Origin of the sequence: Flammeovirga agarivorans (genome assembly GCF_012641475.1) — a bacterium.
GTDB classification, from domain to species: Bacteria; Bacteroidota; Bacteroidia; order Cytophagales; family Flammeovirgaceae; genus Flammeovirga; species Flammeovirga agarivorans.
This window is the reverse complement of the sequence record NZ_JABAIL010000001.1, coordinates 989888-1014888: the sequence shown is the minus strand read 5'-3', so window position 1 is coordinate 1014888 and position 25001 is coordinate 989888. Positions and strand designations below refer to the sequence as shown.

The 25001-nt window shown below is 35.8% G+C and carries 15 protein-coding genes; 2 read left to right on the top strand and 13 right to left on the bottom strand.

Features of this window, described 5'->3' with window-relative positions; genetic code table 11:
- Window positions 1–39 precede the first annotated feature (39 nt).
- The 5 genes from HGP29_RS04145 to HGP29_RS04125 all read right to left on the bottom strand — a co-directional run bounded on the left by HGP29_RS04145 (window position 40) and on the right by HGP29_RS04125 (window position 4265).
- Entirely contained in the window at window positions 40–738 is a 699-nt protein-coding gene (locus HGP29_RS04145) for an SDR family oxidoreductase (RefSeq protein WP_168881082.1), read from the bottom strand.
- On the bottom strand, window positions 738–1355 hold the full coding sequence (locus HGP29_RS04140) for a DsbA family protein (RefSeq protein ID WP_168881081.1): 618 nt from the start codon (window positions 1353–1355) through the stop codon (window positions 738–740). Before HGP29_RS04140 ends, HGP29_RS04145 begins: the two co-directional genes overlap by 1 nt.
- Before the next feature lie 132 nt (window positions 1356–1487).
- Window positions 1488–2381: a S66 peptidase family protein gene (locus HGP29_RS04135; RefSeq protein ID WP_168881080.1), complete on the bottom strand. Its 894-nt coding sequence runs from the start codon at window positions 2379–2381 to the stop codon at window positions 1488–1490.
- Between the two features lie 124 nt (window positions 2382–2505).
- On the bottom strand, window positions 2506–3300 hold the full coding sequence (locus tag HGP29_RS04130) for a thymidylate synthase (protein WP_168881079.1): 795 nt from the start codon (window positions 3298–3300) through the stop codon (window positions 2506–2508).
- Between the two features lie 44 nt (window positions 3301–3344).
- Entirely contained in the window at window positions 3345–4265 is a 921-nt protein-coding gene (locus HGP29_RS04125; RefSeq protein ID WP_168881078.1) for a hypothetical protein, read from the bottom strand.
- Window positions 4266–4536: 271 nt separating this feature from the next.
- On the opposite strand from HGP29_RS04125, the gene HGP29_RS04120 reads away from it, so the two are divergent.
- A complete protein-coding gene (locus HGP29_RS04120; RefSeq protein ID WP_168881077.1) occupies window positions 4537–4902 on the top strand; it encodes a hypothetical protein in 366 nt (121 codons plus the stop codon).
- 85 nt (window positions 4903–4987) lie between these two features.
- Here HGP29_RS04120 and HGP29_RS04115 read toward each other — a convergent pair whose 3' ends face one another.
- The 8 genes from HGP29_RS04115 to HGP29_RS04080 all read right to left on the bottom strand — a co-directional run bounded on the left by HGP29_RS04115 (window position 4988) and on the right by HGP29_RS04080 (window position 20710).
- Window positions 4988–5884, bottom strand: coding sequence for an alpha/beta hydrolase (locus HGP29_RS04115; RefSeq protein ID WP_168881076.1), 897 nt, complete (start codon window positions 5882–5884; stop codon window positions 4988–4990).
- A gap of 2 nt (window positions 5885–5886) precedes the next feature.
- Window positions 5887–7161 carry an acetylxylan esterase gene (locus HGP29_RS04110; RefSeq protein ID WP_168881075.1) on the bottom strand — a complete coding sequence of 425 codons (1275 nt, stop codon included), beginning with the start codon at window positions 7159–7161 and terminating at the stop codon, window positions 5887–5889.
- Between the two features lie 33 nt (window positions 7162–7194).
- Complete coding sequence (locus tag HGP29_RS04105) at window positions 7195–8976, bottom strand: GDSL-type esterase/lipase family protein (RefSeq protein WP_168881074.1); 1782 nt, start codon at window positions 8974–8976, stop codon at window positions 7195–7197.
- Window position 8977: 1 nt separating this feature from the next.
- Window positions 8978–10567, bottom strand: coding sequence for a glycoside hydrolase (locus HGP29_RS04100; RefSeq protein ID WP_168881073.1), 1590 nt, complete (start codon window positions 10565–10567; stop codon window positions 8978–8980).
- A gap of 72 nt (window positions 10568–10639) precedes the next feature.
- Window positions 10640–13789, bottom strand: coding sequence for a glycoside hydrolase family 2 TIM barrel-domain containing protein (locus HGP29_RS04095; RefSeq protein WP_168881072.1), 3150 nt, complete (start codon window positions 13787–13789; stop codon window positions 10640–10642).
- Between the two features lie 90 nt (window positions 13790–13879).
- Window positions 13880–15463 (bottom strand): RagB/SusD family nutrient uptake outer membrane protein, encoded by a 1584-nt coding sequence (locus tag HGP29_RS04090; protein WP_168881071.1) that lies wholly within the window; start codon window positions 15461–15463, stop codon window positions 13880–13882.
- A gap of 23 nt (window positions 15464–15486) precedes the next feature.
- Complete coding sequence (locus HGP29_RS04085) at window positions 15487–18495, bottom strand: SusC/RagA family TonB-linked outer membrane protein (protein WP_168881070.1); 3009 nt, start codon at window positions 18493–18495, stop codon at window positions 15487–15489.
- Window positions 18496–18571: 76 nt separating this feature from the next.
- On the bottom strand, window positions 18572–20710 hold the full coding sequence (locus HGP29_RS04080; protein ID WP_168881069.1) for a cadherin repeat domain-containing protein: 2139 nt from the start codon (window positions 20708–20710) through the stop codon (window positions 18572–18574).
- 327 nt (window positions 20711–21037) lie between these two features.
- Here HGP29_RS04080 and HGP29_RS04075 point away from each other — a divergent pair, with 327 nt between their 5' ends.
- A complete protein-coding gene (locus tag HGP29_RS04075) occupies window positions 21038–24994 on the top strand; it encodes a two-component regulator propeller domain-containing protein (protein WP_168881068.1) in 3957 nt (1318 codons plus the stop codon).
- The last annotated feature ends 7 nt before the right edge of the window (window positions 24995–25001 follow it).

The window sequence follows — 25001 nt, the reverse complement described above, 5'->3', positions numbered from 1 at the left end:
ACACAAAAAAAGGAGATGAATTAATCATCTCCTTTTTCGTTAGGGATTCGTTGCCCATATACTCATATTGGGAATGAAACTTCTCCGAGGTAACAACAACTGATTTATAACGGCTGATGCAACATCCTCCGCTGTGAGTTGTTCTTCATCCAAAGGTATTTTCCCTCCTTTATTATTGTTATTAGTTCCAGTCGTCCAACTAGGGTCAACATGAAAAACTCTGATTCCTTCTTTACGAACTTCTTTTATCAAAGTTTGAGAGAAATTAGCTAAAGCGGCTTTACTAGAAGCATAAGCTGCTCCTTGAGGAAAACCATATCCACCACCTGTCGCTCCTATATTAATTATATCACCTTCTTTTCTTGATCGAAATTGAGGTAAAAAGTATTTTGTGATCATGGCAGGTGCAATGACATTGATTGCATACATTTTCTCAAAGTCTTGCCTGGATAGTTCTTCTAATGGTGCAACAATTACATAACCGGCATTATTAATAAGAATATCAACACTCTCTAACTGTTCATCAACAAACTGGCAGAAAGTATCAATATCATTCTGTAATGTTAGATCTACTGTAATACCTTTTGCTAAAGTCGTCTTATTGATCTCATTAACAAGGTCTTTTTCCTGTCCGCAGAAAACAACCTCTGCTTTTGACATCAAGAATTGCGAAAGCATGCAACGGCCAATACCAGAAGTACCACCCGTAATCACCACTTTTTTACCTTCTAAACTCATTATACTGTGAATGCATAAATTTGATCAATCATTTCATCGGCATCGAAGTACCCTGCAGCTAATTTTTCGATGGTAGCTGTAGTATCAATAAACAAGCTTGGAAAACCTGCTGCCATTTTCCTTGACTGATTGATTTCCTCGATCGTCTCTTTCTGATTCTCTTCATTACCCCAAGAATCCATAAATGGTTGAGGATCTATGCCCAGTTTTTGTAAAATGGCAATGTACGTTTTAAAATCATCAAAACGCTGACCGAAATAGAATTGAGCTTTTTGTAATTCCGAGGCAAACTCCAAAGTCTTTTCAGGAGCATTTTTCTTTACCCAAGAGATCGCTAAACAAGGTTCAAAGCTAGAGAAGGTATACGATTCATCCTTTGTCAGCTCGTAAAATTCTGTAGAAACCAATGCCCCTGTTTTCTTCTCCATTACAGGAGAGTTTTTTTGAATGAATCCATGTAAAGCCTCTCCTCCTGCAGGTGCTTGCTCACCAACCCACATTCCTCCGACCATAAGTTCAAAATCCAACTCAGGGTAAGCTTCTACAACTTTTTTGATGTTATCACTATTACCATAACACCACCCGCATTGGGGGTCCATTATATATATAAGTTTCATTGTCTTAATTTTTGTTTAAACAAAGATGTAGATTATTCAGAAGATAAAAAAAGCTAAGAGTGACACCTCAAAGCTTTTGTTTATCTTTTTAGATAAGATTAACCTTATTAATAACTCGAATACACCCTTACTTTATAAGTTGCTCGCATATTCGATTAAAGCCTTATCATCAATACATTTAATGGTGTATTGCCCACCTAAAATGATTGGCGTATTAGGATACTCATGTCCGCAGGTTACTCCTGTGATAACAGGAACATCTACTTTTTCTTTAATAATTTGTTTAACGGTTAATGGGAATGGTCTTTCTTCATCAGGAACCATAGAAAACTGCCCCATAATAATTGCCTTTACCTTATTTAGATCTCCACTCCTTTTAAGGCGAGTCATCATACGATCAACTTGATAAGGCTTTTCGCCAACTTCTTCGAGGAAAAGAATTTTATCTTCAATATCCAACTCTGAATAGGTTCCTATCTGATCGGCAATCATACATAGGTTACCACCGACCATTGTTCCTGTGATCTCCCTATCAGAATACTCTTCTTTTATATCGCCTTTTAACATGGGAACCTCATCATAGAATAACATTCCTTTTAATTGAGAAATACTCACTTCCAACTCCTTCTTATTGAATTGGGCAACCATTGGTCCATGAATACTCGCAAAACCAATATTATTTATACATGTATGCAAAGTAGTTACATCAGAAAAGCCAATTACCCATTTAGGGTGATCTATAAACTTTGCCCAATCTACTCTATCTATTATTCTTGTTAATCCATACCCACCTCGAGCTAAGAATATTGCTTTAATTTCAGGATCGTCTAAAGCTTCTTGTAAACGACTTATTCTTCGACTATCTGCACCCGCCAATGAGCCCCATTCAGCTGCCCACTGTTGATCATCAGACACTATCAATCCCCAAGCTCTCAGTACTTCTATTCCATCTAATACAGCATCAATATTTACTACACCAGAAGCAGCAACAACAGCAACTTTATCTCCTCTTTGTAAGATTCCCATAGTCTTGATTTAAGTTTTCATTAGGTATAAATCTATGTAATTAAATTTAGTGATAGTTAAGGGAAATAAAAAAGCCTAGATCATCGAAATGTGACCTAGGCTTACATGTTATTCTGTTCTATATCTATACAGACACTTCTGCTTTAATATGAGGATGAGGATCGTATCCTTCTAGTTTAAAATCTTCATATTTAAAACCAAAAATATCTTTAATTTCAGGATTAATCGACATGGTTGGTAGAGGTCTAAAGTCTCTTGTCAATTGCAACTCTGCTTGTTCTATATGGTTGTTATACAAGTGTGCATCACCTAAGGTATGAACAAAGTCTCCTGGTTCTAAATCACAAACTTGTGCAATCATAACAGTAAGCAAGGCATATGAAGCAATATTAAACGGTACTCCTAAAAATACATCTGCACTTCTCTGATATAACTGACAAGATAGTTTACCATCTGCCACATAGAATTGGAAAAGAGCATGACAAGGCATTAAGGCCATTTTAGAAAGTTCTCCAACATTCCATGCAGAAATCACTAGACGTCTTGAGTTAGGGTTGGTTTTAATCTCATTAATTAACCAAGAAATTTGATCGATCACTTCACCATCTGTATTGGTCCATGATCTCCATTGTTTCCCATAAACTGGTCCCAACTCACCATTTTCATCTGCCCATTCGTTCCAAATTCTCACACCATTTTCTTGAAGGTAAGCGACGTTTGTGTCTCCTTTCAAAAACCACAATAACTCATGAATGATTGAGCGTAAGTGAAGCTTTTTAGTTGTTAATACAGGAAATCCTTCCGAAAGGTCAAAACGCATTTGATGACCAAATACAGATCTAGTACCTGTACCCGTTCTATCTCCTTTCTCCGCTCCTTCTTCTAAAATACGTTTGAGTAAATCGTGGTATTGTTTCATGTTGATGTGATCGTCTGTCTTATAAAAATCGGCTACAAATAACGTCAATTTCTTTCGATTAAAAAACAACTTTCTTGGTCATAGTAATATTCACTTCTCAATGCCCCTCCAATGTATTGGTAAGACAGATTTTGGTCGTTATATTGATTTACACCTCTAAGAATATTTTTCCCTTCAGAGGTTAAAATAAGATATCCATCTTCATTGACTTCTAGTAAGTCCTTTTTCATTTGTTTGATGATCCTTTCGTATTGTAAGTCTCCAAAACCTTCAATTGATTGTCTTCTTAAAAGCTTACCAATAAGCTTCCTTTCTGTACATGGTTCATCGTATAAAAATTTTAAAATACGACGTTCAATTTTACTTAAGCCTGTTTCTAACCAAGGGAATTGTTCCATATATGCTTTCATGATGTCATCAATATATGGAAAACAGCTTGGTGACTTTTTAATTAATGGGATAAGATTTTCAAAATCAGCATTGACATAATATTTCCAGAAATTACCTGCATACTGAATATCGGAAGGTTTAAGATCTACTCTATTATTATAGAGTGATGGATAATCTTCAGGTTTGTATTCGCCTAATCCCTTCTTCTGATCTCCTAACACTAAAGACACCTTAATATCTTTTTTGTCTAGCGAGTTAATGTAAGACAACACAGCAAATAAGTTGATGTAACAAAAGAGATCATTCTCAAACCATAGGGTGATCATTTGAGCTGATTGCAACTCTTGAAGTCTTGAAAGCTCATGAAACGATATCGCATTATACTCTTCGTTAGTGATCTTATAATTCACTAAAAAGAACTTTCTTCTTGTATCGAAGAAACCTTCGCTCCATAGTAATGGATGCTGATCTCCTTCGACCAACATTTCCCTAAAAATGATCGGATCACCTCCAAAATCCTGTGTTTTCCACAGCTGGAAGCTACTGTCTCCGTTAAGAACATGATAGTGTTTCATAGTAGTATTATATGGGTTAATTGTTTTCTTATTTGTTTGAACGTGGATTGGTCTAATGAAGTTTTAATTCGTTCAATCTCATCAATTTATCTACAGCAATTTTGTTCGTTAAATATATTCTAATAATAATTGAAATCCAATGCAAATAACCATTAATAAATATGCTTTTTTCATAAATTTTCAATATAATGCATGTTAGACGCGGAATGACTTTGTCATTTACAAGTGTGTGTTAATTAACAGGTAACTTATATAACTTTTAACGACTACCATGAGACCACTATCAAAAAGAGAACAAGATATTATATCTGTGATTAAAACCAGTCTCCGAGAATCTATGAAGTTTGGTTTTATTTCTGATTATATGTCATTGCTGATTGAAAACCATAAAGAGAAAGCGCAAACTGCTCTTGATAAACTTTGCCCACATGTCGGTGCTCAAGAAGCAAAATTAAGTGCGGAAGATGTTATGATTATGCGTAAGGTAATGGAACTAGTTTCTGAGCCAGATATGCCTTTCGTTAATATCATTCACCCATACCAAAGAGACTTAGCCAAAAGCTTTTCTCTAACATGGCTGTATAACCTTGCAGAAGTAGGTACACCTATGGTAAAGGTTCCTTCATATTTGAAATAATTACATTTCTATTAAATATAGAATCGCTATAAAAAATGCCTCAAGCTTACTTATAACTTGAGGCATTTTTCTTTTTTAAATATTCTTAGTTGATTTCTCTGTTCATTCTCTTGACCCAATTGATAAATAAATCACTCCACTGATCTGTTCCATCACTTGCTCGACCTAAACCAAAACCATGGCCACCTTTTGGAAAGATATGTGTCTCGACTTCAGCTCCTACTTTATTCATCTTTTCAGCATAAACAGTAGTTTCTTCAATAAAGCAAATATCATCATCATAAGCATGTACTAAAAACGTTGGTGGGGTATCCTTTGTTACAAGGTTCATAAGAGTATTCTCTTCCACTTCGCTTGCAGATAATTTTCTATGGTAAAGGTCATTTTCTAACCATTCAATATTCAATTTTGTCATCTGAGTTACCCCATAAATATATGCCGCAAAATTAGGGTTTTCATCTTCCGCTTCACTTTCCCAAAGTGTAGTAACAGTTGCTAAATGAGCTCCAGCAGAAAAGCCCATTACTCCTACTTTTGCCGCATCAAAGGAATATTTATCAGCAAAGCTTCTTAATAGAGACAGTCCCTTTCTTGCATCCGCTAAAGGTACACTTTCTGGTACTGTGCAGCTTTTAAGGTTTGGTAAACGGTACTTTAACACTGCAGCAGTAATTCCGTTTTCTGCTAACTTCTTGGCTACATCATACCCTTCATGATACATGGCTACTAAACCATATCCTCCGCCAGGCATAATCAGCACAGCTTTGTCTGTTTTGTGCTTTCCTTTTGCCTTATATACGGTAATTGTAGGATGAGTAATATCAAAAACGCAGAGGGTACCATAAGCCTCCTTTTCATATTCTTTTAGGTCATTCTCCTTATAAAATGGGATTTCACCTTTTTCCCATAAAGGATACACCTCTTGCCCGTAAAGTGATTTTGAAAGGAGTAGAATCAACCAAAATATTAATTGCTTTTGCATGTTTATTTGTTCTCTTTATCCATTTTAAAAAAAGATCTCACTTCTTGGTAGTGTTCCTCCCAGCGTTCATCACTTACCCAATGTCCCTGATCCTGATCAATAAAATATTTTTTAGGAGTGGTAATTCGATTATAGGCTGCAAAGCTGGTTGCGGGGGGACATACTTCATCTTGCATACCAATTCCCATATACACTGGACACTGAATTTTATCGACCATATTTTTTGTATCAAAATAACTTAATGTCGTTAATATTTCATCCCATGAAACATTGGGATGATGAGCCATCCATTCATCAATTTCTTCCCAATTTGAAATACTAAAATACCTTTCCCAATCCGTTAAAAATGGTATATCAGCAATACATAAACTTACTCTTTGATCTAGAGAAGCAGTCACCCATGCTAAGCCTCCCCCTTGTGAGGCTCCCCATACGGCAATCTTCGATTGATCCACTTCTTCTCTTGTCATTAAGAAATCCATCGCTCTTAGACAGTCCAAATAGATGCCATAGTAGTAAAATGCTTTTGGATTGTCGAGCCCTCTTGCCCACATCTTGTAGTTTCTCTCACCTGTATTGTCGCTATTACCATGATCTCTAACATTGAAAGAGAAAATCACCATATCATCATATTTATCCACAGGTTCAAGGTTTACAGTATAGCCAGGCACTTGCAGTAATGTTGGGTATACTCCTTTCTTTTTAGGCACTTCTAACCAACCTCTTACTGTTAATCCACCAATGCTTTTCATTTCTACCTCATACAAATGTGTTTTGGCAGATTTTTCTCTTTTGATCTTTTTGACTTTATATTCAGGATTGACTTGAGATAACTCTTCTTTTGCATTGCTCCAAAAGGCATCAAAATCGTCTGTTTTCCTTAAAGGAGAAGTAATCTTTTCGGGGTTAACAGTAACTACTGTTTTAATTTTTTGTGATGTTTCTGCTGTTTGTACTGTAGCCCTAACTTCAAAAAATCCATCCGATTGAAAACGATAAATTGGACAATAAGCCCATACTTCCGAATCGCCTTTTACTTTATAAGGAAACTCTTTTTCTCTCAGAACCACCCCTTCATCATTGGTAATTTGCCAATTAATAGTAAACTCCTGATCTACGCTATTTTTATTGAGTACCTCAGCATGGAGTTGCAATACCCTATTTGGAAAAAAACCATCATTTGAAGGTACTAAACTCACCTGTAGAGATTCTTTATTTTGGGCAGTCAGACCCAAACAAAACGCTACGAAAAATAATGTACAAAAATACCTTTTCATTGTTTTTACTATCAGTTTTCTAAAAATTAGAACCTAGTTTTTGATGATTTTATAAGTCTCAGATTTTAAAGGGTTTTTCAGAAAATACATTCCCGAACTCCACAACGATACATCTAAAAATGACTCTTTTCCTTGATGCTTCAGCTGTCCCATTTCATTAAATATCACATATTCATTATTGGAATCAATATTTTCTATATACAATGTATTTTGTACTGGGTTAGGGTACACTTGAAAACCCATTTTCTTCTTTGGAATATTACTGTTGGATGTCACATTCTCTTCTTCCATTTCAATAAGATCAAATTGAACAATACCATCTTCAGCATCTAATTGAACATCAATTTGCCAAGTGTCTAGTGGCGCCTTTTGAGTGGTAATTGAAATGTTCTGCCAATCCGTTCCTACTTCAAAACTTTTTGTTTCCTCAGTAATCACAGCCTGCCCTTGAGACCTAAATGCATATCTAAGTTTTGAACTTCCCGAACCTTTTACCCATACTGATATACTGTATTGCATACCATTTTGAGATTTTACTGCATAGTGTACACCTCCATTTCCATAGCATTCTACTACCGCCTCTCCATCTTTTGCGTTACTACTTTCAACAATGGTTTTTGCAGTACTTTGTAATGACCCTGCTCTCCAACCATCAGGACGGGTAAGAATACTTCTTTCAAAGGATCTGTTTCCTAAAAGTTCATTGCTCATTGGAAACGCGTTGTACAGTTTATAGTCAGCGTCATCTAAGATATTCCAATTCATCTCTTTAGAAATATGTTCTACTAAGACTTGTGCAAATCCTGCATGTTCCCCTACAACCGCATGGTCTTGTCCCCACAACCAAGGGAATTTGACATAAGATATATTTTTATCCCCTGATTCATGAAACTGATCAACCATTTCATCAATGTAATCTGTAGGCTCTCCTACTGCCCAACCTTCAGAATTGGCCAAAACAATGTGTGCTTTTGGATATACTTTTCTCAGTTGATCTTCTACAAAGTTCTTCCATCCATTTTTCTGCATTTGTTTTGTAGCTCCTGACCAATAATCATTAGCTCCAAGGTTTACTACAACCACATCAGGAGTAGTATTTAGATAGTTTTCTTCTGGATTCCATAGGTTGGTGACTGCATTATCTGTTTTGATATGAATCTTTTCAAAGTAATCCGTAAGGTTTCGATCTCCCATCTTGGGTGTAATTCCAAAACCACCCGCTGAAAAATTAGTAAACTCTGCCTCTAGTGCTCTACTTGTAAAACCAGGGTAGGTAAAATACCCTCCTGCTTCACCATCTCCTCCCTGATCTTTATCATTCCAAGCTGACCAACCCGATGGATTAGAATCTCCATAAAACTCTATCATTCTAGACTTTCTATTGGGTAATGCTAATGCACCACTACCGTCAGTAGCAAAGCCATGAAACTCAATCATTCCCCAATATTCATTTAACTTGACAAGTTCTACGGTATGTTCCTTATTTTCTAGTCCTTCAAGAATAGTATACTCTTGTTTTGATGTCTTGATTTCAAGAACATTTCGTTCAAAGGGGCTCGCTTTACCATCAAGTATCACATAAAGGTAACTTAAACCGTTCCCATCAAAATTCTTAGCAGAAAAAGTCCCTTTTAATGTTGTCCCATAAAACTTTACTTTAATACTACTCGAAGGCATACTAAAACGAGGAACTAAAGGATCCGAAAATTCTACTCTCCCTCGATACTGAATTGCATGATCATTGGGTTGAATTACAGATTGACCAAAACCTACAGCTGAGAAACAAAACAGTATGATAAAATTTAGTATCCTCATATTATTTCTTTATCACATAAGTTGTTACCGATTGTGGAGCCACAACAATGTCTTGACTTACTTCCTGAGTACCTATAAATGATAAATCTTCGCTTCTAGATGTGCGGTACATTTTCATTTCATTATTAGCTAACTGCCCATCAAAATCAAACTGAATTGTATATTCATAGTTATTGTAATTCACCAATACCACCACCACTTCATCATTATTCATATAAGCAGAGGCCATAATTCTTTTTTGAGTAAAAGGATCATCATTCGTTTTTCCGAACAATTGATTAGTATGAACTCTCTGCATACCATTTTTTACAAATCGGCTGTAGTTTCCTAAAGTATACAGCATTTTAGATGTTTGATAACCACCATTGACCTCTGATTTATCAATGTATACCAAACCATCTTTATAGTCATAAGGACTCATTGCAATCCACCATTGCCAAGCAGATGCATTGGCTTCAGTAAGGTCATAATGTAACACTCTAGCCAGGTACAATCCCATGTCAATACTTAAGTCTTTTCCATTACCATCAATGCCCTCTTCACTATCTCCCATTATACAATACTCAGACATATTGTATTTAAGGTTAGGGTTCACCTCTTTAATCTTACTCCATAATTCTTTTCTCATTGGAGCCAAATTAGATTGCTCTGTAGTCCAGTAGCTATGCCCTGCAACAAAATCTGACATATGTGATAAATCAGCTACATAATTGGAACCACTACCAAAAAATTCAGCAATTTGATTGTCTTTATCAGGGCGGTTTGTTCCACTTTGGTAGAGGTAATCTATCTGCCCTGCCTCAGTAATTTCAATTTTTGTCGACAGCCCTTTTTCAGTTAGTTTGCTATCTAATTTTCTTACTAAGTTGGCTACCTCTTCGTTAGTAAAAGGGCACCCTTCTTGTCCGGAGCTTTTATCCCAATCCCATTGTGTTTCATTGACAGGGCTTAACTCATCCAAAGTAATTCCTTCTGTTTGTAATTGTACTGTTACATCAGTTAAAAACTCTACAAAATTTTCAAACTCGCTTGGATCTAAATTGGACTGTTGAGCTGCAGAAGTATTGGCTTTACCATTTTTTGTCATTTGTACTGGAGCACTATTAGAGAAGCCTATAAACTTTTGTACTCCTCTTTGTTTTGCTGCTTGAAGAAACCATCGCTGACCTGATTGTTGTGTCCAATCATACGTACCATCTTCTTGTAAAAAACCTTCCGTTCTTCTCCAAAGGTCATTAATATCACTTCCTGCTCCTTGTGCTTTTGAACCTGCTCCGATATTAAACCTCCATATATTAAGACCAATACCTTCAGGGTTGCCTTCATCATCTACGGCTGTTGAAAAAAGTAAGTCAGCAATTGCACTTTTTGTCGCATCCGGCCAATTACCAACATATTGTGCCGACCATGCATCGGAAGCTCCAAAACCTTCCATTTGTTGATACGTTTGTGTTAAATCTATACTCAATACTGTATCTTCCAAGGTCTTATCTTCATTTCCAGTTGTTTCTTCAGAACAAGAAGTAAGTCCTAAACAAATGGAAAGAATTATTGTCGTCCATTTCATATAACTGATGTAAAAGTGATTCATAATAATTACATTTTGTTCGTTAAGTTTAGAAAAGCTTCTTGATGAAATTTATCCACCAAGAAGCTTCAAGCCTTATTTACCCAAACCAACTTTTTGGGCTTCTTTTTGGTAAGGCATCATTGTAAATCCATACGAATATTTCGCAGGCATCAATCGGTATTCATCATGTGGTAGGTAACCCCAACTATTGTCACCTCCAACACCTCTTTGCTTTAAGTCAATGTTTAGTGATACCAAATTTCGTTGGTAAATATCATTAATATGACGTTGCTTTTTCTCTTCGCCTGGATCAAAATCAGAGATACGGTTATGCAATGCCGTAACACTCAAAGGTTGTTGTCCGATGACTCTTAAACCAAACCCTTTATCGTTTAGTAAAGTCAACCATCGTACATCCGTTTTATTACCGTTTTCCTGAGGTCTTAAGTAAGCATGATATTGCTCTGCTACTGTACTCTCATAGATACCAACCAATGTTGCATTATTTCTATCTTGGTAATTTTCTACTGGTCCTCTACCGTAATAGGTAAATTGATCATACTCATTAGAAAGAATCATATTCATTCCAAATCTTGGTAGCTCTGGTAGGTCTTTTCTTCCTTCAATATCCATTTCCACACTTACTGAAATAGCTCCTTCTCCATTAATTGCGTACGTCAGGTGATAGTCTGCATCTACATTCTTTAAATGATAGACAACATCAACCAAAACAGAATTCCCATCTTCTTTCACATCAATAGATTTCACCGACTTGTTTCTATGTGCCATTCTCCATACGTTCGATTCTTTTTGCATATGGTTTCCGAAATCATTATCAACAGGTGCTCTCCAGAAACTAGGTTTTGGTGCTTCATTAATAATTTTCTGACCTTTGAATGTCCACTCTGCAATTTCACCCCACTTAGAGATCCACACTTGGAAATCTTTACCATTTACACCAATCCAATCACCTTCTTTTTGAACTTTAGGAAGGGTTGTTTTTTCTTCCTTTTTAGCAAAGAATTTCCCTTCTCCTAGCATAAACTGCTCATGAGCTATAGAGTGACCCTTCGGAATCATTCTAGTTGCCTCTTTTGTAATCACATTGAAGTTTAAGAAATACTCAACACCATTTTCTTGAGGCATTTCTTGAAGTTGAACAAAAATATCTTTACTCTGATGTGGTTCGATATTTAATGGATGGCTTGCCGATTTTATGACCTTACCATTTTTCAAAATTTCATAACGCATATGATAGTTTGAAAGATTAGTAAAATCAAATTCGTTAGTGACTGTAATGATTCCATTCGCTAAATCTTTTGCTTTGAACTGTACATTTTGGTGTACATACTTCACCTCATATAACCCCGGATGTGGCTTACGGTCTGGATCAACTAAACCATTTAAACAGAAATTTTCTTGATTCGGGTACATATACGAATTGAAGTCCCCTCCATATGCCCAGTACATATTTCCATTCTCATCATGCGTCTGAATACCTTGATCTACCCAGTCCCAAATAAAACCACCTTGCATATGTGGTTTGCTTCTTACTATATCCCACAGATCTTTAAAATTACCATTCGAATTACCCATGGCATGAGAATACTCACACATAATAAACGGTCTTGTTTTATCTGTTGCCTCAGCATACTTTTTCATGTCCGCTACCCATGGATACATTGGGCAAACGATATCCGTATTTCTCAACTCACCCGCTTGTTCAAACTGAACCGGTCTTGTTTTATCACGCTCTTTTAACCAATCATAAATCTTAAAGAAAGTCTCACCATTTCCACATTCATTACCCATAGACCAGATAATTACAGAAGGATGGTTTTTATCTCTTTCTACCATCGATTTTACTCTATCAAAATGAGCATCATACCAATCTGGATTATATGCAGTATGACGAAGTGTATCAAAGGTTCCTTGATGTTCTGCCCCCAAACCATGTGATTCAATATTGGCTTCATCCACAAGGTACAAACCATATTCATCAGCAAGTTCATACCATCTGGTATCATTAGGATAATGGCTCAAACGTACTGCATTGATATTGTTTCGTTTCATCGTTTCGATGTCTTTCAACATCATCTCTTCCGTATTAGCATGCCCTCTTGTTGGGTGGTGCTCATGTAGGTTGACACCTTTTACCAATACAGGCATACCATTTACATGCAGCTGTGCATTTTTAATTTCAACGGTTCTAAAACCCACCTTAGATGAAGTACTCGAAACTACTTTCCCTTTTCTATCTTTTTGCGTTAATACCAAAGTGTATAAGTAAGGATCTTCAGCACTCCATCTGTTTACATTAGTCAGCTTTCCTGATAACTTGGTGGTTTTTGATGAAATCGCAGGTAATAGAATCTTTGATTTTTTTGTAAGTACTTTTCTTAGGTTTTTATCATAAAGTACTGCCTCAATGGTATTTGTTACTGACTCTTTTGTTGTATTTTCTATATCAACTTCCAAAGAGAACATACCATGTTTATATGACTTATCTAGTATTGATGTTACTTCAAAATCTTTTACATATGATGTAGGTGTAGCATATAAATAGACCTCTCTATCAATACCACTTAAACGCCACATATCTTGATCTTCTAAATAAGAACCATCAGACCAGCGATAAACTTCAACTGCAATCTGATTCTCACCTTCTTTGACAAAGCTTGTGATATCAAATTCGGCAGGAGTTTTTGATCCTTGAGAGTAACCTACTTTTGCTCCATTTACCCATAAATACATCGCAGAACGAACTCCTGCAAAGTGTACAAACACTTGCTTTCCTTCAAAGTTTACAGGTAAATTGAATGTTCTTTTATATGAACCCACCGGATTATCGTCATGAGGAATATTCGGGGGATCTACCGGCGTAAATGGATACTCAACATTCGTATATATTGGAGTTCCAAAACCTTGTAATTCCCAATTTGAAGGCACTTCAATATCATTCCATGATGATGTATTGTAGTCCGTTTTAAAAAAGTCTTTTGGCCTATCTGCTGGTTTAATAACCCAGTTAAACTTCCAAGTTCCGTTGAGTGATAAGGTATTATCGGAATTTTCTTTATTATTCGTTAGGGCCTCTGTTTCAGAATTATATAAAGTAAAAGTGGCTCTTGCCTCTTCTTTATTCTGAGCGATCATCTTTGGGTTCTCCCAATCATTTATTTGTTGGGCAGAAACTCCTAAAGATGCCATTAGAAGACCTCCTATTGTTATCAGCTTCTTCATATTGATTTTATTTCTCTATTCTATTTGAGTTAGTTAAGTTTATTAAAGTGGAGTCAAGGCAGTAAAACCACCTTGACTATTGATTTTAGATTAATATCCAGGGTTTTGTTCTACTGCCCCGTTAGATAAGTCTATTTGTGTTTGTGGAATAGGAAAATACATATGCTTGCTTTCATCCCAAAGTGTTCCTTTGTCATTACCAGCATCATAATCTGTATTGTTATTCATATTATAATTCACAAAGTCTGTCATAGCTTGCGTCATTCTTCCTGTTCTTTTCAGGTCATAAAAACGTTCTCCTTCCATCGCAAGCTCCAGTCTTCTTTCGTTTAATACATCATCTAATGTTACCGAAGTATAGTTGTGACTGTTATCGCCAAATGCTCTTTCTCGAAGTAAGTTAACATGCTGTGCCGCTCTACCTGCAGCACCTACTCTTACCTCACATTCTGCAGCTATAAGTAGTACATCTGCGTATCTAAGAATTTTATATTGGTAAGGATCATTTCCATACCAGTCATTACGCGCTGATGGTTTTAAAAACATTTTTCTGTTAATACGTCCAGATGCATTCGATCCATCGGTTTCATTATCAGCAAATGCATAGTAAGGAGTTCCTTCATCTGGATCTGGATTACCATCGGCATCCAATAAATCCAAATGCTTAATGATGGTCATTCCTTTACGGGCATCTCCCTCTTCAAAAGCATTATCAAGGTGAGAAGATGGAGTGTTAAATCCCCATCCATTAACAACACCTCCGTAAAAACTAGGGCTATTCTTTGAAGATCTAGATCCTGTTACCGTTGGGAATGATGTTCCTAACGCAAATGTTATATCACCTGAAGTTTGAATTTCAAAAACAGATTCTGCTGAGTTTCTTTGTGAGTTATCCCAAAGAACTTCTATATCTGGTACCAAAGAATAATCGCCATCTTGAATAATCGCATTAGCTTGGTCTAGTGCTTCTTGATATTTCTGTTGATATAAATATGCTTTGGCTAATAATGCCTGTGCAGTCCCTTTAGTAACTCTACCAATTTCATTAGGATCTTGAAGGCCTCTAGTTGGTAAAACTTCGATCGCTTCCAATAAATCTCTTTCAATAAATGCCCATGTAGCTTCTTCAGTACTTCTTCCCAAAGAAGCTTGCTCATCTGCAACTTCATCAGTTAAAGCAGGTCTTTCTAAAAGTATCACACCTCCGAAGTTTCTTACTAAACCAAAGTATTGATAAGCTCGAAGTACCTTTGCTTCAGCGATCACTTGTTCTTTAAATTCTTGATTTTCGACTGGAGATCCTTCCGTTTTTTCAAGGACAATATTAGCATGGAAAATTCCTTTATAGCTATAAATCCACTCGTACTCTAACCACTCGTTTTGTGGTGTGATATCAAATTTTGAGAGTAAAGTGAAGCTCAATTGATCTGTATAACCATCAAAGGCATCATCTGAGCAAATGTCTCCTACAAAACGAAAGTTATCTTTATACCACCAATCGTCCCCGCTTAACCAGAAGTAAGCAGACATTAAACCTTGAGTGATCTCTGTTTCAGTATTATAAAAGTTGTCTAAGTTCTGTACCCCTTGTCTTGGGTTTTCAAGAAAGTCTTTGCATCCTACTGTCCCGAATGCCAAGGCTCCTGCTAATATATATGTTGCTAATTTTTTCATTCTTTTGTGCTCTTTTGAATTGATTAGAAAGTGAAGTTTAATCCCATCATGTAAGTTCTTGGTGTAGGGTAATCACCCCAATCGATACCTCTATCGAAAATTCCCCAATAGCCACCCGATACATCTGGGTCCATTCCATCATAACCTGTTATTGTAAATAGGTTTTGAGCTGATGCAAATATTCTTAATCTATCTACATTCTTTAATTTGCTGAAAGTATAACCGACTTGAATGTTCTGTAATCTCAAGAATGAACCGTCTTGAATATATAAACTTGAGAATCTATGGAAGTTTTCAGTTTGACTTTCTCCAGCTAACCTTGGGTAGAAGTTGGTTGAACCTTCACCCGACCAAGATCTGTTTACTACTCCTGCCTGAACATTCGAATTTCCTAAATCACCAGAGTAAGTATAAGGAGCCATAGCATTGATCACATCATTTCCATATGTTCCTTGGAAGGTCATTGAAATATCAAAACCTTTGTAAGCTCCATTTAATGTTAAGCCAAATACCAAATCTGGCTCTGGATTGCCAATATATGTTCTATCTGCATCTGTGATTTGACCATCACCGTCAAGATCTTTAAATCGGATATCACCTGGCTTAGCGTTTGGTTGAATTAGTTGACCTTCTTTTGTTGCATGACTGTTGATTTCTGTTTGATTTTGGAAGATGCCATCATGAACATAGCCGTAGAAACCTGCTACTGTACCACCTACTTCAGTACGAGTCATGTTATTTACTCTTTGTGAGTTACCTCCCCAAATCACTTCACCTTCGTTGGCCAGTTGAGTAACTGTAGATCTTGCTTGTGATAAGTTTAATACAGCTCCAAAGCTCCAATCTTTTTTATCTATGTTATAAGCTACTGTAGCATCCCAACCTTTTGTTGTCATACTACCAACGTTCGCCCAAATTTCACCAGGATAGCCAGGGTAACCTAAATGAGGAGGAACATTTTTCTGCATCAACATGTCTTTCGTATTTCTCTCAAAAAAGTCTACCGAACCTGTGATTTTACCATTCAAGAAACCAAAGTCTACGCCTATGTTTTTATCTTCCACAGTTTCCCAAATCAAGTTACTGTTACCAATCACATCTGGTGCAAGACCTGGATATCTTTGACCATCAGGGCCAAATACATAGTCATAGTTTGAAAGTGTTGTCGTATAAGCTCCATCGTTGATAGCTTGGTTACCAATAGTACCCCAACCACCTCTAATTTTTAAGTTACTTAACCAAGTCGCCTCTTCCATAAAGCTTTCGTTAGAAATATTCCAACCAGCAGAAATCGATGGGAACGCAGCCCACTTATTACTTTCAGGGAATCTAGAAGAACCATCCATACGGAAGTTAGCAGTCATAAAATAACGATCATCATATGCATAAGTGAAACGACCAAAACCTGAAGCTAAAGAGTTCCATTCTTTGGTACCCCAGCCTAAATAACCATCTTGTGCAGCTTCTGGATATCTTAAATGTGGTGCATTTGAAGGAATGTTTTGTCCTGATGCTCCTAATGTCTGATGTACTAGTCTTTCGGTAGCCGTACCCAACATTACAGAGAAGCTATGTTTGTTGATTACTTTCTGATAGGTTAAAGTATTATTCCATACATAATTACTTCTAATGTTCTGTCTACGCTCTGCTCTAGTTACATTGTTTAGATCGTTTGGTCCGATGTAATAGGTTGGTGAGAACGTATCAGAACGCCAAGTGGTGTAGTAATAGCTAAATTGAGTTTTGAAGGTTAAACCATCGATAATATCATAGTTCAGATAAGTATTTGAGAAAATTTTATTTTCCTTTTGAGAATAATCATTTCTTGCTACTCTACCCGCTACGTTGGCTACATCGTTAGACGAAGGAGCATAAATACTGTATTCATTTAATCCTTCTCTTTCATCTTCCGGCTTATATACTGCATCCGTAGGACGTAGACGTACTGCATCAAAAGGCATAGACCCCGGTCCACTTACATTTGTAGATGGTGTAATTGAAGCACTTTGACCCACTGTGATTTTATCCGTTAATTGAACGTCTACTCCAAATCTACCTGTGAATCTTTCATAGTCATACCCTTGTAAAACCCCTTCTTGAGAGAAGTAGTTACCACTCATATTGTATCTGATTTTTTCAGAACCACCAGTAATATTCACACTGTAATCTTGAATTGGAGCCCCATTGTTCTGGATTTCATTAAACCAATTCGAGTTCGGAGCATTTTCTATGTACTGGTAACTTGGATCAATTAACGCTCTTGCTTGTTGGTACTCTTCAGAACCAGCCGTCATTGGTTTCTTCGCTATATTTTGAACACCTGCAGAAGCATCAAAACTCACTTTCATTGAACCTTCAGTACCTTTAATTGTCGTAACGATAATTACACCATTTGAACCTCTTGATCCATAAATAGCTGATGCTGAAGCATCTTTCAATACCTGAATATCAGCAATATCTTTTGGCGATAAGAATGTAATATCTTCAACTGGAGCTCCATCTACTACATATAGTGGTGTGTTACCGTTTAATGTTGAAATACCTCTAATATTAATTGTTGGAGATTCACCCGGAGCAGCACCTGACTGAGAAATCTGAACACCACTTACTCTACCTTGAAGTGACGTTACAACATCACCAGTAGAGATTTTTCTTAAATCTTCACCGTCTGCTGAAGAAATAGCTGAGGTTAGTTCACTCTTCTTCTGAGTACCATATCCCACTACCACAATTTCCTCTAATTGCTCTGCATCTTCAATCAATGCGATATCTATTTTAGATTGAGTAGTAATTGTAATTTCTTTGGTAGTGTAGCCGATGTAAGAAAACTGTAGTACAGCTCCCTCCTTTACTTTTAAAGAGTATTGACCTTCAAAATTTGTCGTTGTTCCTATTGTTGAACCCTTGACTACTACAGTCACTCCAATTAAGGGCTCTCCCAATGAAGTCACTGTACCTGATATCTGACGCTCTTGTGCCCATACTGTTAGGCTGAACAACAGACTGATAAGTAATAATAATTGTTTTTTCATTCCGGTATTCGATGTTAAGTCTTGCTTTATTAGTCTCCCAACAAACTAGTGCAGCCTGTTGGGAGTAAGGATTTTTCTATTGTAATTCCAAGGTTAATGTCATGCTTGCTTTGTCGAAGGTAACAACATATGTTCCTGGTGAATTATAAAATGCTAAAGGTTGAAGGTTATAAAATTCTGGTTCTTGAACGATTGGAGTTGTGGCAGCTGCATCAGTAACTAAATCAAAAATCATTTCGTCTGATGAATTATCGTAAACTACATAGCCAGGATAATTATTTCCTTGCTCATACGTATTACCATTCCACCATGAATCTGTATCATAATGAGACTGGTCTACTGAAGCAATATCTAACACAGCATTGAAAGGAGTTACCGCTGTATTTTGACCAATAACTGCTAAAACTGATCCCCAAGCGTCATTTCCTCCATCAGCCATAAATGTTACCGTAGTAGAGAATAAGTTCGCATTACTTTCAGATTGAGTCATTAATATAGCTGTTGATGGATCTCCCCAATTGGCACTACTGCCATCCAAGTTATGTCCCATTAGGTAGTAAGTTTCAACAGTTGTAGAAACTACCGATACAGTTTGATCATTAATGTTGACTGTAATTTTGTATTCACCTGGCTTGTTATAGTAGTACACAAAGCTCTGCTTACTATCAATATTTTCATAGTTCAGGTCTTCAATTGGTTTAGTAAGATCAAACACTTCGTTATCTGTTGGATCATCATTCCCTCCCGTTAATCCAAAATTGATCGGTGTATAAGCATCTGTTTGTCCAACGAAAGAGAAATATACTCCCCAATCATCTTCACTTAAGTCATTAAAGTTCAGTGTTACATCAAAAATTCCATCTGCTACTTTGTTCATTTGTAACGCTTGCGATGGATCATACCATGAACCGTCTTCTAGTTCTTGTGTACCACCAGCAATAATATACAATTCTTCTGCAATTGGGAACTCTGGCGGAGCCACATCACCTACTTTTGTAATTGTAACTGTTAGGTTGTTTTTATTAAATACGATATCATAATAACCTGCTTCTTCAAATAGATAAGGAATAGAACCTTGATCATTATGCATCGCTCGAGTTTCATCTGTAGTATTATTCTCTTCTTCGTTTTGAGCAATCCAACCAAAATTATCAGGACTCCAATCTCTTTGTCCTACAAATTTCATTTCAGCACCCGCTTCAATTTCAATATTTGTTTTTGTGTATACACCTTCTTCAGTTGTTGTCATTGGAATTCCGTTAGAAGGATCCCACCATTGACCAGATTCCGGGAAGCCACCACCAACAATATACATATCTGCTTCTACAGGAGGCTCTACTGCTTCAGTTAATGAAATCGTTAATTTCATTGTTTCTTTATTGAACTTCACCTCATATTTTCCACCATTATCATAAAAGGCTAACGGATGTAAGTTATAGAAACCCGGTTCTTCTACTATTGGAGTTGATGCATCTTCTTGTGTAACCATGTCAAACTCCATTGTGCCTGCTTCATCATCAAACTTTACATAACCTGGGTAATTACTTTCTTGTACGTAATTGTTATCGCTTCCCCACCATTCTGAATCCTTATATTTTTCAGGAACATTTTCAAAGTCGACAACCGCATTGAAAGGCAAAACTCCTGTAGTTTGGCCAATAATTGCAAGTACACTACCCCAAGCATCTGAACCACCACCACTCATAAAAGTGACTACAGTAGAATATTCATTTGGGTTATCTGAAGACTTTTCCATCTTAATCGCTGTTGATGGATCTCCCCAATTGGCATCTCTTCCTTCAAGATTGTGTGCCATTAAATACATACTTTCAGAAGCTTTTGTCATTACTTTCTGAGAAGCTGTAGTTGTATTATCCCCTACACTTGTTGCTGTAATTTCAATAGTCACTTCGTCGGCAGCATCTGTAGGTACTGCAAACATATAATCTAAATTGAATTCTTTTGGAGAACCTTCCTCTTCAAGGTTAATTGTTCTGTCCAAACTCCAATCAGGTTGATACAACCTCACTGCTTTAACACCCATCTCATGAGTTACCACTGCCTGAATTTGCATGGTTTCCCCTCTAAAGGCCTCCACCTCTTCCTCTAAGTTGATTTGAGGATTAGTTGGATCATTAATTTCTTTTTCCTTACAAGACTGTACTGATATAATAAGTAATAGTCCTAATAGGTAATAGTAAAGTTTAGTCATCATTATTTCATACTAAATTTAATAGTTCACAAAAAAGTTTCCTTTTACTGTTGCTTTCGATAACAAATATGAAATAGTGAATTAGAAATAAGGGTCTAATAAATAATTTTATAGAAGGGTCAAATCATTTCACCCTATTCATTTCTAGTTAAACAAAAAGGGCTATTTAAATATTAAATATTTTCAAATTAATTTTAAAACACTATAAATCAATAACTTAACAAACAATACAATTATATTCATTTCACCCCGCTGTAAAGATATTAATTTAAGTGTTAATTTCACGCAAAAGAAAGAAGCACAAACTATTTTCCTTAAAGTATTCTACCAATGCCTTCCATAAATAATACCGTTATCATTCGAATATTACTCACACTACTCCTTATTTCTTCAAATATTAAGGGGCAAAACAAAGCTCAAAACTTCACATCCATAGATGGTCTGTCTCACAATACCGTATATGAGATTCTACAAGACAAACATGGCTTTATTTGGATGGGAACAGAAAGCGGTTTAAGTAACTTTGATGGCCAAAATTTTAATACAGCACAAGGTTCTTACAGAGATCAACTTCCTTCCCACTTTGTCAATACTTTAGAAATTGATAAGAATGAAACTATTTGGGTTGGAACAACAAAAGGACTAAGAAGAATTAACCAAGAAAAAGAGATTATTGAAAACCCTGTTAGAGAATTAGCGAATAAAAACATCTCAGATATCGCTGTTCTACCTAATAATAATTTGATAGTTACCGTAAATGGTTTTGGGTTATATATCATCAATAATAATAATGAAGTGATTGAGCATTGGTATAAAGACAGCAAAACATTACCTCTATCATCGAACCTAATTGAAACTATTTTAATCGATAAAAAAACTGGATTATTATGGGTGGGAACTAAGGATGCTGGCATTGACCTCATCAACTTATCCAATAAGTATGTCACTACTTTTCCTATAGGTAGAGGTATTAATCAAATACCATCGAAAGTGATTCATAGTTTTACGCAAGATCATGATGGAAATATCTGGATTGGGACAAAAAAAGGAATTTCTAAATACGATTCTAAAAACAAAACTATCTACAGTGTACACCAAAGAGCATTTTCTAATACTCCAATTATTGCATTACATACAGATAGTGAGAATAATATATGGGTTGGTACTGAACTAAATGGCTTATGGAAGATTACTCCCTCAAAAAATCAATATTTAGAAAGAATTGATATCTCAGATCGTAGCACCACCATACGCTGTATTTTTGAAGATGCTCAACAAAACCTGTGGATTGGCTCTCAAAGAAATGGAATTTATGTATTAAAGGATCAGTTTCATACCTTCAAATTATTAGGTAAAACAGAACTTCAAAGTAATATCATTTGGGGTATTATTGTGGATGATAATCAAACAATTTGGGCCGGAACAGATGGAGAAGGCATCACCACATACAATACAAAATACAAAACATCTCATCGATATATTCATATACCCAACGATACGACCTCCCTCTCTGATAATAATATTATTAGTGCTTTTAAAGATTCAAAAGACCGTTTTTGGTTTGGTACTTATAATGGGGGTGTCAATTTATACTTACCTCGAATAGATGGGTTTCAACGCATTGGTATGGATCAGGGATTACTAGTCCAAGATATCAGATCATTTGGAGAAGATAAAAATGGTACAATTTGGTTTGGTACGAACAGAGGTGGTTTGCATTACTATGACGAAGACTTGCAAAAAGCGGTAAGTATTGATAGAACAAGAACTATGGATATCAGATCTATTTGTAGTAAAGGCAATAAGTTATGGTTGGGTACTTTCGATGATGGTGGTTTATTTAATTATAACATTGATTCAAAAGTTCTACAACCCATCAAATTACCTGTAAATATTGAGATCATTTTTGATCTCTTATTTGATCAAGAAAAAGATATTCTTTGGATTGGTACCTACGACAAAGGACTTCTTGCCTATCATTACCAAGAAAAAAGACTTGAAGAATTTAAGGACCACAAGGAACTCACTTCTAATATTATCCATGCTATACAACAAGATCAAAACGGAAAATTATGGCTATCATCTAACCATGGTATTATAGAATTTGATTATCCATTAAAAATTGTCAACAAACATAGTATTGATGTTGGAATACAGTCCAGCGATTTTATGGATGGCTCCAAAGCTATGACTAAAAGAGGTGATATCTATTTCGGCGGTGCAGGAGGTCTAAATTACTTCACTCCTAGTGAAATCATTCCTCAAACATACTCTCCTAACATTGTACTCACTGAATTAAAGGTGTTGAATGAAAAAATTATTCCTCATCAGGAAAATCAAATTCTCACCAATAGTATTACGGATACTGATGAAATCATTTTATCCTACAGTCAAAATCAGTTTTCTGTAAAATACCAAGGGATCGACTATAAACACCCCGAAACTTTAATGTATAAGTACTATTTACATGGATGGGATAAGGAATGGAATAATGTAGGCAAAAACAATGTGGCAAGTTTTAGTAATCTAGCCCCAGGAAGTTACACTCTACTTATTGCCACAAAAGTAGCTGGCGGACCTTGGAGTACTCCTTATTCTCTATCCATTCAGATAGAGCCTCCAATCTGGAGAACTTGGTGGGCGAAGTTTATCTATGTCTTAGTTTTTATTCTGATGATTTACTATTGGAAGAAGTTTATTGACAATAGAGCAAAAATTAATTCTCAATTAGAACTTCAAGCTCAACAGAATAAACTACAGCAAGAAAACATGCAAGTCTATAAGGATATCATCCATGAACTGAATACTCCTATTAATCAATTATTGATGCCATTAGAGAACATGATTCTTGATAAACGCAACACTAATTCAAAATTGAAAAAACAGTTGCAGATGCTTTTCTTTAATGCGTCTAAAATGCATAATATCCTTCGATTTATCTTAACTAATAAAACTCAAGATGAAGGGGAGTTACAATTAGAAGTTTACCAATACAATCTCAATACATTTTTATTAAACTTTAAGGAATCTTTCCAATTACAGGCACAACAGCAAAGTATTCAAATTGAAGTAAAACTACCTGAAGAAGATGTTTCAGGCTGGTTTGATTTAGAAAAGATCGAAACTGTATTACACTTTTTATTCCTTTCTGTATTGCAAAATTCTTCCTCTTCAGACCATATTATGATAATGTTGGATACTGAATTTAAAGAGTTACAGGAGCTTTGTCATATCGATATTCACCTTTTAAATACCAATATGCATCAAAAACATATCGATTTAACTAAAAGGAAAACATCGCTTGTAGGTATTCCAATGAGTGAACTTTATCTCAAAAAACATAAAGGAAGTATTCAATTACCACAAACAGGAAACGATTTTATTAGAATTAGTTTCCCAATCAATAAAGAGAGTTATTCTACATCAGAAATTAAGATGGATGTTGAGGAAAGTAGTGCTTTGTTTGTTAACTCTGAGATCTACGAATCTACTTCAGAACAGGTGATAAAAGTAGATCAACATATAGCGATTTTGGATGACAATAAAGATGCTGTCACTTTTTTAAGTAATATATTAAGCGAATACCACCTACATACTTTTGATAACCCATTAGACATGATGGGATTCTTAAGTAAGACCCCAGTAGATATCATCATTATAGATCACACTTTAGAAGGCAATAATGGCATTGAAGTGATTAAAAAGCTTAAGAAAGATGCTAAACTGGCTATTATTCCTACCATCTTAATCGCATCAAATCTTACTGAAAAAACTAAAGTAAGTGGATTAAAAGCTGGTGCAGATTTGTGTATTTCTAAACCTTTCCACATTTCTATTCTTAAAACTCACTTACAGAACCTCATTAATAGTAGAAAGTATTTTAAGAATATATACAGAGCAGAAGTACTATCGGAATCTAAAGAAGTCGTTCCTTTAAATGAGGATGAACAATTAATCAAAAAGATCACCAACCTGATAGAAGAACACCTTGCTGACCCTGAATTCAATGTTCAGAAAATTCAAAAAGAAATGGGATTAAGTCAGTCTTCATTATACAAAAAGATAAAACAACAAACAGGAATGTCTTCTACTGAGTTTCTCCGCAATTTCAGACTTAAATACGCTAAGAAATTACTCGAAAAAAGTAACCTTCCTATTTCAGAAGTAATGCTAAGAGTGGGTTTTCTTGATGCAAAGTACTTTAGAGTTAGTTTCAAGAAGAAGTACAATGTTTCTCCTTCACAGTATCGAAAAGAGTACAAAACACAAAAAGAAGAAAACTCCTAACACTTCA

Coding starts and splice junctions, on each gene's coding strand:
- HGP29_RS04145 (WP_168881082.1), bottom strand. CDS start 738: ATGAGTTTAGAAGGTAAAAAAGTGGTGATTACGGGTGGTACTTCTGGT.
- HGP29_RS04140 (WP_168881081.1), bottom strand. CDS start 1,355: ATGAAACTTATATATATAATGGACCCCCAATGCGGGTGGTGTTATGGT.
- HGP29_RS04135 (WP_168881080.1), bottom strand. CDS start 2,381: ATGGGAATCTTACAAAGAGGAGATAAAGTTGCTGTTGTTGCTGCTTCT.
- HGP29_RS04130 (WP_168881079.1), bottom strand. CDS start 3,300: ATGAAACAATACCACGATTTACTCAAACGTATTTTAGAAGAAGGAGCG.
- HGP29_RS04125 (WP_168881078.1), bottom strand. CDS start 4,265: ATGAAACACTATCATGTTCTTAACGGAGACAGTAGCTTCCAGCTGTGG.
- HGP29_RS04120 (WP_168881077.1), top strand. CDS start 4,537: ATGAGACCACTATCAAAAAGAGAACAAGATATTATATCTGTGATTAAA.
- HGP29_RS04115 (WP_168881076.1), bottom strand. CDS start 5,884: ATGCAAAAGCAATTAATATTTTGGTTGATTCTACTCCTTTCAAAATCA.
- HGP29_RS04110 (WP_168881075.1), bottom strand. CDS start 7,161: ATGAAAAGGTATTTTTGTACATTATTTTTCGTAGCGTTTTGTTTGGGT.
- HGP29_RS04105 (WP_168881074.1), bottom strand. CDS start 8,976: ATGAGGATACTAAATTTTATCATACTGTTTTGTTTCTCAGCTGTAGGT.
- HGP29_RS04100 (WP_168881073.1), bottom strand. CDS start 10,567: ATGAATCACTTTTACATCAGTTATATGAAATGGACGACAATAATTCTT.
- HGP29_RS04095 (WP_168881072.1), bottom strand. CDS start 13,789: ATGAAGAAGCTGATAACAATAGGAGGTCTTCTAATGGCATCTTTAGGA.
- HGP29_RS04090 (WP_168881071.1), bottom strand. CDS start 15,463: ATGAAAAAATTAGCAACATATATATTAGCAGGAGCCTTGGCATTCGGG.
- HGP29_RS04085 (WP_168881070.1), bottom strand. CDS start 18,495: ATGAAAAAACAATTATTATTACTTATCAGTCTGTTGTTCAGCCTAACA.
- HGP29_RS04080 (WP_168881069.1), bottom strand. CDS start 20,710: ATGATGACTAAACTTTACTATTACCTATTAGGACTATTACTTATTATA.
- HGP29_RS04075 (WP_168881068.1), top strand. CDS start 21,038: ATGCCTTCCATAAATAATACCGTTATCATTCGAATATTACTCACACTA.